The sequence below is a fragment of the Streptomyces sp. NPDC051105 genome, from assembly GCF_040682795.1.
Lineage (GTDB): Bacteria > Actinomycetota > Actinomycetes > Streptomycetales > Streptomycetaceae > Streptomyces.
The window spans coordinates 595,038-607,945 of sequence record NZ_JBFBBR010000004.1; the positions used below are offsets into that span (position 1 = coordinate 595,038).

A 12,908-nucleotide genomic window follows, 5' to 3' on the forward strand; every position below is an offset into this window, starting at 1 on the left:
CGGCATCCGGAACGAACCCGTCAGCACGCTCAGAAGACGAACGGACCCGGGGACTGGGCGGCGCTGGACGTACAGGTGACGGTGATGCCGAAGATGACCATCTTCAGCGAGCCGCCGTGGAAGTCGAGGCTGTCGCCGGAGGCGACGGTGCCGGGCAGCGGGCCGACGGTGACGGCGCTGCCGGCGGCCATGGCCGGGTTCACGGTGCCGCTGAAGACGACGTTGCTGCCGGTGGAGTTGGCCATGGTGAGGGTGGAGGCGATGGAGTTCGCCGACAGGGCGAGCGGGGTGGTGATCGCGCTGGAGGTGAGCGTGAGGGTGGCCGAGGTGCCGCTCTGGGTCGCGGTGAGGGTGGCCGCGCCGCCGCCGAAGAGGCCGCAGCTGGCGGTGACGGTGGCGGTGGTCGGGGTGACGGCGGCGGCCGAGGGCGCGAAGGCCAGTGCCGTGGCGGCGAGGGCCCCCGCCGCGAGTGCCGCACCGGTGGTCAAGCGTTTCATGGAGATCGGGCTCCCTTCCCGTTGCGTGGGAATGCCATGTGGGGATGGCGGCCCCGGTCCGGGTGGATGCGGGCACACCGCGGGGCCGAATCTGACGCGCCGTCAAAATCTGACGGTCCGTCGGAACTTACGGTCCCATTGATACGCGAGAGATGGGGACCGACAAGTTGAAATCTGGCCGACTGCGACGGGGTGGTGCGGCCGGAGGGCGGGGGTGGCTGGGTGGGGGCTGGTCGCGCCCACGCGGCGGAGCCGCAATTTGATACAGCCCCGCGCCCCTTCAGGTGGGAGCAGTGGGGGTGCTTTTCGAGGGCGCCGTCTCAAATGCACGCGATCGTGGCGCCCCGAAAGGGGCGCGGGGAACTGCGCGACCAGCCACAGCGGCGCCGCACCCGCCTCCAGTCAGCCAACCCCCACCCTTCCCTCGACGGAGTCAGAGAACGCCTCGCTTCTCAGCGGAGCGAGTCGGGTGGGTGGGAAAGCTACGCGGGGACAGTGAGCCGTACCGCCCCGTCCGACCCCGCCAGCAGCACCGGCGTCCCCGGCCCCCCGAGATCCCGCACCGCCGCAAGGTCCTCGGCCGAAACGCCGTCGGCAACCGTCACCACCGCCGCCGCCTCCAGCGACTCCGCCCCCGACGCCACCGCCATCGCCACCGCCGTCCGCAGCGCGCTCAGCTTCAGCGAGGCCAGCTCCACGGTCCCCGCCACATACGTCCGCCCCGTCGAGTCCCGCACGGCCGCCCCCTCGGGCACCCCGTTACGGGCCCGCGCCGACCGGGCCAGGGTGACGATCTTGCGGTCCTCGGGATCAAGCGCGCTGCTCTCGGTCATGCCCCGAAGCATACGAACAACTTGACCCGGTCAGACACCCGGGCCACCCGCCTCAGGCCCGGTCCAGCCGCAGCCGCTCCGCTCTCGGCAGGCCGGCCACGACGAGGTCGTACGAGTCCTCGATCAGCTCCTTCACCAGGCGCTCGGGGAGGTCGCCGTCCACCGTCACGGTGTTCCAGTGGCGCTTGTTCATGTGGTAGCCGGGGACGATCAGGCCCTCGTGGTCGGCGCGCAGCCGGACCGCGTCGTCGGGATCGCACTTGAGGTTGACCTTCAGCGGGCGGGCGTCCATCCAGCTCAGCGCGAACATCTTGCCGAGCACCTTGAAGACCGAGATGTCCGGGTTGAACGGGAAGTCCTCCTCCGCCGCGTTGAAGGAGAGGCAGAAGGCGCGCAGCCGGTCGGGGGTCACTCGGGCTCGTCCTTCGGGTCGTCGGCCACCGGCACCGGCTCCACCAGCACCGTCACGATCTTGTTCCGGCGTCCGGCGGCGGCCTCCGCGGTCAGGGCCAGTTTCCGTCCGTCGGGGAGTTCGACCTGGGCGGCGGCACCCGCGATGGGCACCCGGCCGAGCGCCTTGGCGAGCAGTCCGCCGACGGTCTCCACGTCCTCGTCGTCGTACTCCTCGAGGCCGTACAGCTCGCCGAGATCCGTGATGTCGAGCCGGGCGGTGACCCGGTAGCGGTCGTCGCCGAGGTCGGTGACCGGCGGGAGTTCCCGGTCGTACTCGTCGGTGATCTCGCCGACGATCTCCTCCAGGATGTCCTCGATGGTGACGATCCCGGCCGTGCCGCCGTACTCGTCGATGACGACGGCGACGTGGTTGCGTTCCTTCTGCATCTCGCGCAGCAGGTCGCCGGCGTTCTTGGTGTCGGGCACGAAGAACGCGGGCCGCATGGCGGTGGAGACCAGATCGGACTCGGCGTCCCGGCTGATGTGCGTCTTGCGGACCAGGTCCTTGAGATACACGATGCCGACCATGTCGTCCTCGCTCTCCCCGGTGACGGGGATACGCGAGAAGCCCGAGCGCAGCGCCAGCGTCAGGGCCTGCCGGATGGTCTTGTACCGCTCGATGACCACCAGGTCGGTGCGCGGCACCATGACCTCGCGGACGAGCGTGTCGCCCAGCTCGAAGACCGAGTGCACCATCCGGCGCTCCTCGTCCTCGATCAGGGACTCCTTCTCGGCGAGGTCGACCAGGGCGCGCAGTTCGGCCTCGGAGGCGAACGGGCCGCGCCGGAAGCCCTTGCCGGGGGTGAGGGCGTTGCCGATGAGGATCAGCAGGTACGGGATCGGGCCCATGATCCTGGCCAGCGGCAGCAGCACGTACGCGGCGGCCGTGGCCGTGTTCAGCGGGTGCTGGCGGCCGATGGTGCGCGGGGAGACGCCGACGGCGACGTACGACACGAGCACCATCACGCCGATCGCGGCGAGCAGCGCCTCCCAGGTGGCGGGGATCTCCTGGAGGCAGGCGTAGGTGACCAGGGCCGCGGCGGCCATCTCGCAGGCGACGCGGACCAGCAGCGCCACGTTGAGGTAGCGGGTGGGGTCGGCGGCGATCTGGGCGAGCTTGGCGCTGCCGCGCCGCCCGGACTTCACGGCCTCCTCGGCGCGGAAGCTGGAGACGCGGGCGATACCGGCCTCGGCGCAGGCGGCCAGCCACGCCACGACGACCAGCGCGACCGCTCCGGCGACGATCTGCGGACTCATACGAGGACGACCACCCGGCTAGGAGACCGTCGGCGCCGGGGAAGGGCCGGTCAGACCCTTCTCCCCCCGCCAGCCGTCCACGATGGCCGCCTGCAGACCGAACATCTCGGCCTTCTCGTCGGGCTCCTCGTGGTCGTAGCCGAGCAGGTGCAGCACGCCATGGACGGTGAGCAGCTGGAGCTCCTCGTCCATGGAGTGCTGGGTGTCGGCCTCGGCCCCCTGCTTCGCGGCGACCTCCGGGCAGAGCACGATGTCGCCGAGCAGCCCCTGCGGGGGCTCGTCCTCGTCCTTCGACGGTGGCCGCAGCTCGTCCATCGGGAAGGACATGACATCGGTCGGCCCGGGCAGGTCCATCCACTGGATGTGCAGCTGCTCCATGGCGTCGGCGTCCACGACGATCACCGAGAGCTCGGAGAGCGGGTGGATGCGCATCCTTGCGAGGGCGTAGCGGGCGATGTCGAGGATCGCCTGCTCGTCGACCTCGGTTCCGGACTCGTTGTTGACGTCGATCGACATGGCGCTGTGCTTGTCTACTTCCCCTTGTGCCCGGACCTCGAGCGGCCGCCCTTCTGCGTGCCGTTCTCCGTGCCGTGCTGGCTGTCGTACATCTCGTACGCGTCGACGATACGGCCCACCAGCTTGTGCCGTACGACATCGTGGGACGACAGCCGCGAGAAGTGCACGTCCTCCACGCCCTCCAGGATGTCCTGCACCTGGCGCAGACCGGACTTGGTCCCGTTGGGCAGGTCGACCTGGGTGACGTCACCCGTGATCACGATCTTCGACTCGAAGCCGAGCCGGGTGAGGAACATCTTCATCTGCTCGGGCGAGGTGTTCTGGGCCTCGTCGAGAATGATGAAGGCGTCGTTGAGCGTGCGGCCGCGCATGTACGCCAGCGGCGCCACCTCGATCGTCCCGGCCGCCATCAGGCGCGGGATCGAGTCCGGGTCGAGCATGTCGTGCAGCGCGTCGTACAGCGGGCGCAGGTACGGGTCGATCTTCTCGTAGAGCGTGCCCGGCAGGAAGCCGAGCCGCTCGCCCGCCTCGACCGCCGGCCGGGTCAGGATGATGCGGTTGACCTGCTTGGACTGCAGGGCCTGCACCGCCTTGGCCATGGCCAGGTAGGTCTTGCCGGTACCGGCGGGGCCGATGCCGAAGACGATCGTGTGCTTGTCGATCGCGTCGACGTACCGCTTCTGGTTGAGGGTCTTGGGTCGGATGGTGCGGCCGCGCGAGGACAGGATGTTCTGTGTCAGAACCTGGGCCGGGGTCTCCTCCGGTCCCTCCCCGTTCTCACTCGCCCGCAACATGGCGATCGAGCGTTCCACTGCGTCCTCCGTCATCGGCTGCCCGGTGCGGAGCACCAGCATCATCTCGTCGAACAGGCGCTGGACGATGGCGACTTCACGGGCATCGCCGACCGCGCTGATCTCATTGCCCCGGACATGGATGTCGGCCGCCGGGAATGCCTTCTCGATCACGCGCAGCAGGGAGTCGCCGGATCCCAGCACGGTGACCATGGGGTGCTGGGCGGGAACCTCGAACTGAGCTCGGGCCTGCTGCTGCGCGGGAGTGTGAGCTGTGGGTGTCTGAGTCATGGGCCGGCGCTTAAGGCCTGCGGTTCCTCCTCATCACGGCCGCGTAGCTGAGGGCGGCCTCGCGATACCAAGAGTACGACGCGGGGCTGACAACGCCGTAGGGCTTTTCGCAGGGGAAGGCGCCCCCTTTGCAGCCGTGAGCCCTGCATGCGCTCCGGTACGCCGGGGCAGAATGCGGGCCGTCACTGCCACGCGTGGTCGGGGGGCCGCGTTCGCTCCACGCCCACCTGTACGTACAGAGAGCAGGTAGCCGTGCTGCTGCGTCTGCCCACGTCGGTGTCCGAGGCCCGGGAATGCCTGGCCGAGGGGGCGATACCCCTCGGCGGTGCGACCCTGATATGGGCCCGGTGGCAGCGGGACGGCTTCCCGGAACAGGCGGTGTCCCTGCGGAAGGTGCCGGAGGCGACGGCGATCGGGGAGGGCGTGCTGGGGGGCGCGGTGCTTCTGCACCAGCTGGACGACCGGGTGCCGGAGGTGCTGCGGAAGGCGGCGAAGGGGGTCGGCACGGGGGCGGTGCGCCGGACGGCGACGGTGGGCGGGAACATCGCCGGGTCGAGCCTGCGGGATCTGCTGCCGGCGGCGATCGTGCTGGACGCGTGGGCCGAGGTGCTCACGGCGGACGGGGTGGACGAGGTCGGTCTGCCCGAACTGGAGGCCAAGTCGCCGGTGCTGCTGGCGCTGCGCTGGCGGGAGCCGGTGAAGGGGGCGTACGCGAAGGTGGCGGACCCCGGGGGCGGCGAGGTGCCCACGATCGCCGCGGCGGCGGTGGACACGGAGGGTGTGCTGAGGGTCGCGGTGCGGGAGGGGTATGTGGTGAGCAGCGGGAGGGTGGGCGCCGAGGGGGGCGAGGTGGAGGAGCTGTTCGCCGGGGCGCTGGCCGGGGTGTCGGGACCGGGACGGGAGCTTCTGCGGGAGCAGGTCGCCGGGGTGCTCGGAGGTTAGCCTCGGGGTGGTGAGGACCGGTCGTCGGCCGCGGGCCGGTGGGGGCTTGTCGCGCAGTTCCCCGCGCCCCTTTCGGGGCGCCCGCGCTGGTCCCACCTGAAGGGGCGCGGGGAACTGCGCGACCAGCCACGGCGGCGCCGCACCCGCACCCGCAACCTCGGCAGTCACCCCGCGCGCCCGAACCCGATCGTGGGCACCGCCCTCCGCAGCGGCCACGGCCTCACCTGGTCCTCCTCCGGTACCAGGCCCTCCAGGAACGCGTAGCGCCGCAGCGCCGCCGGGTCCTGCCCCGCCACCGACTGGACCTTCCGCCACCACGCCCCGATCTCCGACCAGCCCGGCGCGGACAGGGAGCCGCCGAACTCCTGGACGGAGAGCGCCGCGGTGAGGCCCGCGAAGGCGAGGCGGTCGGCCAGCGGCCAGTCCGCCAGCGTGCCGGTGACGAACCCGGCGACGAAGACATCACCCGCACCCGTCGGGTCAAGGGCCTCCACGGCGATCGCCGGGACCTCCGCGGACTCGCCGGTACGTCCGTCGACGGCGTAGGCGCCCTCCGCCCCGAGGGTGACCACGGCGAGCGGCACGTACTCGGTGAGGGCGTGCGCGGCAGCCCGCGGGGAGTCCGCGCCGGTGTACCGCCGCGCCTCCTCCGCGTTGGGCAGGAACGCCTCGCAGTGCTCCAGGTCGGCGAGGCCCGCGAGGTCCCACGCGCCCGTGTCGTCCCAGCCGACGTCCGCGAAGATCCGGGTGCCCTCGGCGGCGGCCTTGGCGATCCAGGGGTTGCGTTTGCCGGGCGTGAGGGAGGCGACGGCGGCGCGGGCGTGGGCGGGGCGGCCGGGTGCGTTCTGCTGGCGGAACAGGGTGTCGGCGGGCGGCTCGTGGCCGTGCGAGACCATGGTCCGCTCCCCCTCGTACGCCATGGACACGGTGACCGGCGAGTGCCAGCCGCGCACGGTCCGCGACGGGGAGAGGTCGATGCCCTCGCCCTGCTCGAGGGCGTCCCAGCAGTACTCGCCGTAGTGGTCGTCGCCGAAGGCCGCCGCCAGGGAGGTCTTCAGGCCGAGCCGGGCGAGGGCCGTGGCCATGTTGGCGATGCCGCCGGGGCTGGAGCCCATGCCCCGGGCCCAGGACTCGGTGCCCCGTACGGGGGCGGAGTGCAGGCCGGTGAAGATGATGTCGAGGAAGACGGTGCCGGTGAGGTAGACGTCCCAGGGCGGATCGTCCGGCGTGCGCAGGCCGGCCAGCGGGTCGACCTGCGCGGCGCAGTGCGGGGTCGTTGCTCCTGTGTCGTCGTCGAGGTACTCCGGTTCCTCTCCGGCGAACGCGTTGGACGCGGTCACGGTGCGCTCCCTGGACGTGGTGCGGATCCGGCCAGTCTGCACCATGCCGGGACAGCGGCGGCGGCTCTCGCCGTACGACCGCCCGAACGAGCGTCGCGACCAGCGTCGCTACCAGCGCGGCACGGCCGGTGTGGTCCACCCCGGCTCGGCCGCCCGCATCGCCGCCGCGTCGTCGCGGTCGCGGAGCGTCGGCGATCGTGAGGTTCACCGGGATGCTCCCACGAGGTCGAGTCCGGCGGTCAGCAGGGCCTCCAGGTCGGCCAGGTCGGCGGCCGACGGGTCGGTGAGCGGGGCGCGCACCGGGCCGACGGGACGGCCGCGCAGCCGGGCCGCCGCCTTGACGAGGGACACGGCGTAGCCCGGGACGCGGTCGCGGAGTTCGACGAACGGCACGTAGAAGTCGCGCAGCAGTTTGTCGACCGTGCCGTGGTCGCCGGCGCCGAGGGCGGCGAAGAAGGCGTCGGCGATCTCGGGGGCGAAGGCGTGCACGGCGGAGGAGTAGGCGGGGACGCCGACGGCGGCGTAGGCGCGGGCCTGGACCTCGGCAGTGGCGGCACCGTTGAAGAAGAGGAAGTCCTCCGGGGCGGCGAGGGTGAGGCGCTGGAGCCGGTCAAGGTCGCTGTGCCCGTCCTTGAGCCCGATGACGCCGGGGATACGGGCGATCCGGGTCAACGAGTCGGCCGTGAAGGCGACCTGTCCGCGCTGGTAGGCGATGAGCGGGAGGGACGTCCGGGCCGCGATCCGCTCCAGCTGCGCGACCAGCCCGTCCTGCGGGGCGGCGACGAGATAGTGCGGCAGCACGAGCAGGGCGTCGGCCCCGGCCTCCTCGGCGACCCGGGCGAACCGCACGGCCTGCGCCCAGCCGTACCCCACCCCGGCGACCACGGGCACCCTCCCCCGCGCTCCAACACCCTCGCGCGGGGGGACCCCCCTGCCGGCCTCCTCGACGGTGACGGCGACGACCCGCCGGTACTCGTCCTCGTCCAGCGAGAAGAACTCCCCCGTCCCGCAGGCCGGGAAGACGGCGCCGGGCCCGGCGGCGAGCTGTCCGCGGACGTACTCCCGGAATCCGTCCACGTCGAGGGACCCGTCGGCGTGAAAGGCGGTGAGCGGGAACGACAGCACCCCGGCCGCCATCCCGTCGCGCAGGCTCCGCACCACGTCCTCCGGCTGTCCGGCCACCGCATTCATCTCCCCATGTAGACGTCATCCATGTATAGAAACAAAGACTAGATATGCGAACACCCCCCGTCAACGGCGCACCGCCCCCGCCCCCTTACGATCTGCACATGTCCGAGACAGCAGGCGTCCGCGAGGTGAAGTCCGCGGCGCGCACGGTGGAGCTGCTGGAGCTCCTCGCGGCCCGCGGTGACCGCCCGGCCCGGCTCCAGGAACTGGCGGACGAACTCGGCGTCCCGCGCAGCTCGATGTACGCCCTGCTCCAGACCCTGATCACACGGGGCTGGGTACGCACCGACACGACCGGCTCCCTCTACGGCGTCGGCATCCGCACCCTGCTGACCGGCACGAGCTACCTGGACTCCGACCCGCGCGTCCGCCTCGTACGCCCCTACCTGGACGAGGCGTCCCAGGAGCTGGGCGAGACGATCCACCTGGGCCGCCTGGACGGCCCGAACGTGGCGTACCTGGCGACCCGGGAGTCGCACGAATACCTGCGCACGATCAGCAGGGTGGGACGACGCCTGCCGGCCCACGCGGGCGCCCTCGGCAAGGCACTTCTCGCGGAACGCCCCGCCGGAGACCTCCCCGAGGGCCCGTACGAGCCGCTGACTCCCCGCACGCACACCACGCGGGACGCGCTGGCCGCCGACCTCGCCGGGATCCGCGCCCGCGGCTACGCGATCGACCGCGAGGAAGCCGTCACCGGCATCATCGGCTTCGGCTTCGCCCTGCGCTACGACACCCCGGCCCAGGACGCGATCAGCTGCTCGGTACCGACGACCCGCCTGACCCCGGACCACGAGGCGGAGATCGTGACGGTGATGAGAGAGATCCGGGCAAGGATCGAGTCGGCGACAGCCCCCGGCGGCACGGTCAACTGGCGCTGACCGCAACGTCGCCGTCCAGGGGCGCGACAACACGTCAGCAGGCAACTCCGCAGGCGACCCAGGCACACGGGACCTGTCAGCACGCGGCTCCGCAACCAACCCAGGGGCGCGGGGCCGTATCGATGTGCGGCTCCGCCGCGTGGGCGCCACCAGCCACCCGCGACCCGCACCCGCGCCCCCGTCGAACCCCTACGGCGCGCGGCGCTTCTACCCCTCCCCCCACCCCTCAAACGGAACATGACCCACATCACACCACCCGCCCTTCTTCCGCCCTCCCCCGCTTGATACAAATTGCCCGCGCGTTCCTGTCCGTCGACGGCCTGCGCCCAACCCCCCTCCTCCGTCGGTCCTTTCGCATGCCCTGGGAACGCCCGTGTTCGCCCGCACCACCCCCTGGCCCCTCGTCGCCCTTTTCACGGCCGGGTACCTCGCGCCGTACCTCCTCCCGACCACCGTCGGCAGGCTCGAATCGGGGCTCCCGATCTCCGCCACCCAGGCGGGCGCCATCGGCAGTGCCCTGCTGCTGAGTTCCGCCGCGGCCGGCTTCCTGCTGGCGTCCCGCGTGGACCGCGTCGGCCCCCGCGCCCTCGCCCGCGCCGGCCTCCTCCTCGCCGTCCTCGGCTACGGCGGCGCCGCCCTCACCACCCACGTCCCGGCCGTCGTGGCCGGCGCGATCGCCGGCGGCTTCGGCTCCGGCACGGTCACCGCGGTGGCCGCCACCGGCATCGCCGCGACGAGGGACCCGCACCGCATCACCACCCTCGGCCTGCTCGGCGTCTCCGCCCTCGCGGGTGCCGTCTATCTGACGGTCCCGCACCTCGGCCCCGGCCACGCGCAGCCCCTCGCCGCGATCGCGCTCACCGCACTGGCGGTCTGGCCGCTGACCGCCCGCCTGTCCCCCCGTACCGCCCCGGCCCTGCCCCGTACCGCGACCGGCTCCCGCCTCCCGCACCTGCGCTCGGGTCTGCTGCTGGCCGCCGCGATGCCCTGCTGGTCGGCCGCGCAGAACTCGCTGTGGGGCGTGAGCGGCCGGATCGGTCTGACGCAGGCGCATCTGAGCGAGGTGACCGTGGGCGTGGTGTTCGCGGTGGCGCTCGGCGCCGGTCTGCTGGGCGTGGTCGGGGCGGGCGCGCTCGGCCCGCGGCTCGGGCAGGCCCTGCCGATCGGCCTCGGCACCGCCCTGATCGCGGGCTGCATCGCACTCAGCGCGTCCGCCACGGACCTGACGACGTTCGCGTCCGGCGAGATCGCCTGGAACCTGCTCTACCCGGTCGTCCTGTCGTACGTCATCGGCCTGGCCGCCGCCCTGGACCCACGGGGCCGCTGGGCGGTGCTGGTCGGGTCGGCGTCGTCGCTGGGGACGGCCGTCGGCCCGATGACGGGCAGCCTGCTGTCGGCCCGGGCCGGTTTCCCGGCGATGGGGACGATCCTGGCGGTGGGCCTGCTGGCGGTCGCGGTCCCGCTGACGGCGGTGGCGCTGCGGCGCAGGTCCACCACCGTCACGACGACCCACCCGGCGCTCACCGACGAGACGGTACGGCTGGACGTCGCCGCCTAGCCGAACTCGTAGGCCGCCACCTCGGCGAGGTACCGGGCCCGCAGCTCCTCGTCGTCCTCCAGGAAGGACGCCAGGAAGGAGTTGCGGGCCAGCTCCCGCAGCCGCTCCTCGGACAGGCCCAGGGTGTCGGCGACCGCGCGGAAGTTGTCGTCGGCGTAACCGCCGAAGTAGGCCGGGTCGTCGGAGTTGACCGTGCACAGCAGGCCCGCGTCGAGCATCGCGGGCAGCGGGTGCTCGGCGAGCACGTCGACCGCGCGCAGCCGCACGTTCGACAGCGGGCACAGCGTCAGCGGGATCCGCTCCCGTACCAGCCGGGCGACCAGGTCCGGGTCCTCCATGCAGCGCAGCCCGTGGTCGACGCGCTCCACGCCGAGCACGTCCAGCGCCTCGGTGATGTAGGCGGGCGGCCCCTCCTCACCGGCGTGCGCCACGCGCCGCAGCCCGAGGTCGGCGGCGGCCGCGTACACCTCGCGGAACTTGGCCGGCGGATGCCCGACCTCGGCCGAGTCCAGCCCGATCCCGGTGATCCGGCCGAGGTGGGGCCGTGCGGCCTCCAGTGTCTCCAGCGCCGAGTCGGCGGACTCGTCCCGCAGGAAGCACATGATCAGCCGGGTGGAGATCCCGTGGTTCTCGACGCTCCGGCCGAGTGCCCGCCACAGGCCGTCCACGACCGTGGCCATGGGCACGCCCCGGGCGATGTGCGCCTGCGGGTCGAAGAAGATCTCGGCGTGCCGCACACCCTGCGCGGCGGCCCGGGCCAGATAGGCGTCGGCGAGTTCCTCGAAGTCCTGCTCGGTGCGCAGGACGGCCATGAGCTCGTAGTACAGGTTCAGGAACGACTGCAGGTCCTTGAACCGGTACGCCTCGCGCAACGCGTCCGTGTCCGGGTACGGCAGCTCGACGCCGTTGCGCGCGGCGAGCCGGAACGCCAGCTCCGGTTCCAGAGTGCCTTCGATGTGGAGGTGCAGTTCAGCTTTGGGGAGGGGCATCAGAGCATGGTAAGGCCGTTTCACCTGCGCTTCGGAACCGGCACTCGGAGCAGGTCGTACGCCACGGTCAGCTCGCCCTCGTAGCCGGCGGCCCGCGCCTGCCGCTCGAACTCCTCGGGTTCCGAGTAGCGCTGGCTGAAATGGGTCAGCACGAGGTGCCGTACCCCCGCGTCCCGCGCGACGGCCGCCGCCTGCCCGGCGGTCAGATGGCCGTGCTCCGCGGCGAGTTCGGCGTCCTCGTCGAGGAACGTGGACTCGATGACGAGCAGGTCGCAGCCCTCGGCGAGCGCGTGCACGCCGTCGCAGAGCCGGGTGTCCATCACGAACGCGAACCGCTGCCCGCGTCGCACCTCGCTGACCTGGTCGAGGGTGACGTCCCCGAGGACGCCGTCGCGCTGGAGCCGGCCGACGTCCGGGCCCTTGATGCCGTGCGCGGCGAGCCGGTCGGGCAGCATGCGGCGGCCGTCGGGCTCGACCAGCCGGTAGCCGTAGGACTCGACCGGGTGGGACAGCTTCCTGGCCTGGAGCGTGTACGACGAGGTGACGGCGAGGTCGCCGTCCGCGTCGACCGGGGCCTCGGTGATGCCGACGGTCTCCCGGTAGGCGGTGGCGTACCGGAGCCGGTCGAAGAAGCGCTGCCCGGACTTCGGGTAGTGCGCGGTGACCGGGTGCGGGACCTTGTCGAGGTTGATGCGCTGGATGACCCCGGCGAGGCCGAGACAGTGGTCGCCGTGGAAGTGGGTGACGCAGATCCGGTTGAGGTCGTGCGCGGCGACCCCGGCCCGCAGCATCTGCCGCTGGGTGCCCTCGCCCGGGTCGAAGAGGATGCCCTCGCCGTCCCAGCGCAGCAGGTAGCCGTTGTGGTTGCGGTGCCGGGTGGGAACCTGGCTGGCGGTGCCGAGGACCACCAGTTCACGGACGGACACGGTGACGTGCCGGGGTTATCCGGGCGGCCACTGCAGGCCGCGGCCGCCGATGACGTGCGCGTGGGTGTGCCAGACGGTCTGGCCGGCGCCGCTGCCGGTGTTGAAGACGATGCGGTAGCTGTCCAGCTTGTCCTCGTCGGCGACGGCCTGCGCCTCGCGCAGTATGTCGGCGGCCACGGCGGGTTCGCCCGCGGCGAGCTCGGCGGCGTTCTCGTAGTGGACCTTGGGGATCACCAGGACGTGGGTGGGTGCCTGGGGGTTTATGTCCCGGAAGGCGACGGTGGTGTCCGTCTCCCGGACGATCGTCGCGGGGACGTGGCCTGCGACGATCTTGCAGAACAGGCAGTCGTCCTGGGGTTCCCCTGCCATGTCTTCTCCTCGACCGGTGATCAGCTTCGGGGGCATCGTATCGTCGTCGGGCGCGGGTGCGTGGGGGTTGATCGCGC

Annotated in this window: 14 protein-coding genes; 3 read left to right on the forward strand and 11 right to left on the reverse strand. The window is 72.1% G+C overall.

Annotated features, from left to right (window positions below; translation table 11 throughout):
• Nucleotides 1-29 precede the first annotated feature (29 nt).
• The 6 genes from AB0N16_RS13420 to AB0N16_RS13445 all read right to left on the reverse strand — a co-directional run bounded on the left by AB0N16_RS13420 (nt 30) and on the right by AB0N16_RS13445 (nt 4,638).
• Nucleotides 30-503 (reverse strand): hypothetical protein, encoded by a 474-nt coding sequence (locus AB0N16_RS13420; protein ID WP_365796215.1) that lies wholly within the window; start codon nt 501-503, stop codon nt 30-32.
• Nucleotides 504-979: 476 nt separating this feature from the next.
• Nucleotides 980-1,330 (reverse strand): cytidine deaminase, encoded by a 351-nt coding sequence (locus AB0N16_RS13425; RefSeq protein ID WP_365796095.1) that lies wholly within the window; start codon nt 1,328-1,330, stop codon nt 980-982.
• Between the two features lie 52 nt (nt 1,331-1,382).
• Nucleotides 1,383-1,742 (reverse strand): MmcQ/YjbR family DNA-binding protein, encoded by a 360-nt coding sequence (locus AB0N16_RS13430; RefSeq protein ID WP_365796097.1) that lies wholly within the window; start codon nt 1,740-1,742, stop codon nt 1,383-1,385.
• Nucleotides 1,739-3,040: a hemolysin family protein gene (locus AB0N16_RS13435; RefSeq protein ID WP_365796099.1), complete on the reverse strand. Its 1,302-nt coding sequence runs from the start codon at nt 3,038-3,040 to the stop codon at nt 1,739-1,741. Before AB0N16_RS13435 ends, AB0N16_RS13430 begins: the two co-directional genes overlap by 4 nt.
• A gap of 18 nt (nt 3,041-3,058) precedes the next feature.
• Nucleotides 3,059-3,556 carry an rRNA maturation RNase YbeY gene (ybeY, locus tag AB0N16_RS13440; protein WP_351691360.1) on the reverse strand — a complete coding sequence of 166 codons (498 nt, stop codon included), beginning with the start codon at nt 3,554-3,556 and terminating at the stop codon, nt 3,059-3,061.
• A gap of 14 nt (nt 3,557-3,570) precedes the next feature.
• The gene (locus AB0N16_RS13445; RefSeq protein ID WP_365796101.1) at nt 3,571-4,638 is read right to left on the reverse strand and encodes a PhoH family protein; all 1,068 of its coding nucleotides are present in this window, start codon (nt 4,636-4,638) and stop codon (nt 3,571-3,573) included.
• A 252-nt stretch (nt 4,639-4,890) separates the two neighbouring features.
• Between AB0N16_RS13445 and AB0N16_RS13450 the strand changes: the two genes are divergently transcribed.
• Entirely contained in the window at nt 4,891-5,580 is a 690-nt protein-coding gene (locus tag AB0N16_RS13450; RefSeq protein WP_365796103.1) for an FAD binding domain-containing protein, read from the forward strand.
• Between the two features lie 164 nt (nt 5,581-5,744).
• Here the strand turns inward: AB0N16_RS13450 and AB0N16_RS13455 are convergent, their stop codons facing one another.
• The gene (locus AB0N16_RS13455) at nt 5,745-6,920 is read right to left on the reverse strand and encodes a PfkB family carbohydrate kinase (protein ID WP_365796105.1); all 1,176 of its coding nucleotides are present in this window, start codon (nt 6,918-6,920) and stop codon (nt 5,745-5,747) included.
• Between the two features lie 204 nt (nt 6,921-7,124).
• Nucleotides 7,125-8,102 carry a 5-dehydro-4-deoxyglucarate dehydratase gene (locus tag AB0N16_RS13460; RefSeq protein ID WP_365796107.1) on the reverse strand — a complete coding sequence of 326 codons (978 nt, stop codon included), beginning with the start codon at nt 8,100-8,102 and terminating at the stop codon, nt 7,125-7,127.
• A 107-nt stretch (nt 8,103-8,209) separates the two neighbouring features.
• Between AB0N16_RS13460 and AB0N16_RS13465 the strand changes: the two genes are divergently transcribed.
• The gene (locus tag AB0N16_RS13465) at nt 8,210-8,989 is read left to right on the forward strand and encodes an IclR family transcriptional regulator (protein ID WP_365796109.1); all 780 of its coding nucleotides are present in this window, start codon (nt 8,210-8,212) and stop codon (nt 8,987-8,989) included.
• Nucleotides 8,990-9,362: 373 nt separating this feature from the next.
• On the forward strand, nt 9,363-10,547 hold the full coding sequence (locus AB0N16_RS13470) for an MFS transporter (RefSeq protein ID WP_365796111.1): 1,185 nt from the start codon (nt 9,363-9,365) through the stop codon (nt 10,545-10,547).
• Here the strand turns inward: AB0N16_RS13470 and AB0N16_RS13475 are convergent.
• The 3 genes from AB0N16_RS13475 to AB0N16_RS13485 are packed head-to-tail and all read right to left on the reverse strand — an operon-like array spanning nt 10,544 to nt 12,831.
• The gene (locus AB0N16_RS13475) at nt 10,544-11,536 is read right to left on the reverse strand and encodes an adenosine deaminase (protein WP_365796113.1); all 993 of its coding nucleotides are present in this window, start codon (nt 11,534-11,536) and stop codon (nt 10,544-10,546) included. The genes AB0N16_RS13470 and AB0N16_RS13475 overlap by 4 nt on opposite strands.
• A gap of 20 nt (nt 11,537-11,556) precedes the next feature.
• On the reverse strand, nt 11,557-12,462 hold the full coding sequence (locus AB0N16_RS13480; protein WP_365796115.1) for a ribonuclease Z: 906 nt from the start codon (nt 12,460-12,462) through the stop codon (nt 11,557-11,559).
• A gap of 15 nt (nt 12,463-12,477) precedes the next feature.
• A complete protein-coding gene (locus tag AB0N16_RS13485; protein ID WP_365796117.1) occupies nt 12,478-12,831 on the reverse strand; it encodes a histidine triad nucleotide-binding protein in 354 nt (117 codons plus the stop codon).
• Between the last annotated feature and the right edge of the window lie 77 nt (nt 12,832-12,908).

Bases quoted from the DNA above. Each gene is read 5' to 3' on its own strand.
- AB0N16_RS13425 (WP_365796095.1), bottom strand. From the start codon at position 1,330: ATGACCGAGAGCAGCGCGCTTGATCCCGAGGACCGCAAGATCGTCACC.
- AB0N16_RS13435 (WP_365796099.1), bottom strand. From the start codon at position 3,040: ATGAGTCCGCAGATCGTCGCCGGAGCGGTCGCGCTGGTCGTCGTGGCG.
- ybeY (WP_351691360.1), bottom strand. From the start codon at position 3,556: ATGTCGATCGACGTCAACAACGAGTCCGGAACCGAGGTCGACGAGCAG.
- AB0N16_RS13445 (WP_365796101.1), bottom strand. From the start codon at position 4,638: ATGACTCAGACACCCACAGCTCACACTCCCGCGCAGCAGCAGGCCCGA.
- AB0N16_RS13465 (WP_365796109.1), top strand. From the start codon at position 8,210: ATGTCCGAGACAGCAGGCGTCCGCGAGGTGAAGTCCGCGGCGCGCACG.
- AB0N16_RS13475 (WP_365796113.1), bottom strand. From the start codon at position 11,536: ATGCCCCTCCCCAAAGCTGAACTGCACCTCCACATCGAAGGCACTCTG.
- AB0N16_RS13485 (WP_365796117.1), bottom strand. From the start codon at position 12,831: ATGGCAGGGGAACCCCAGGACGACTGCCTGTTCTGCAAGATCGTCGCA.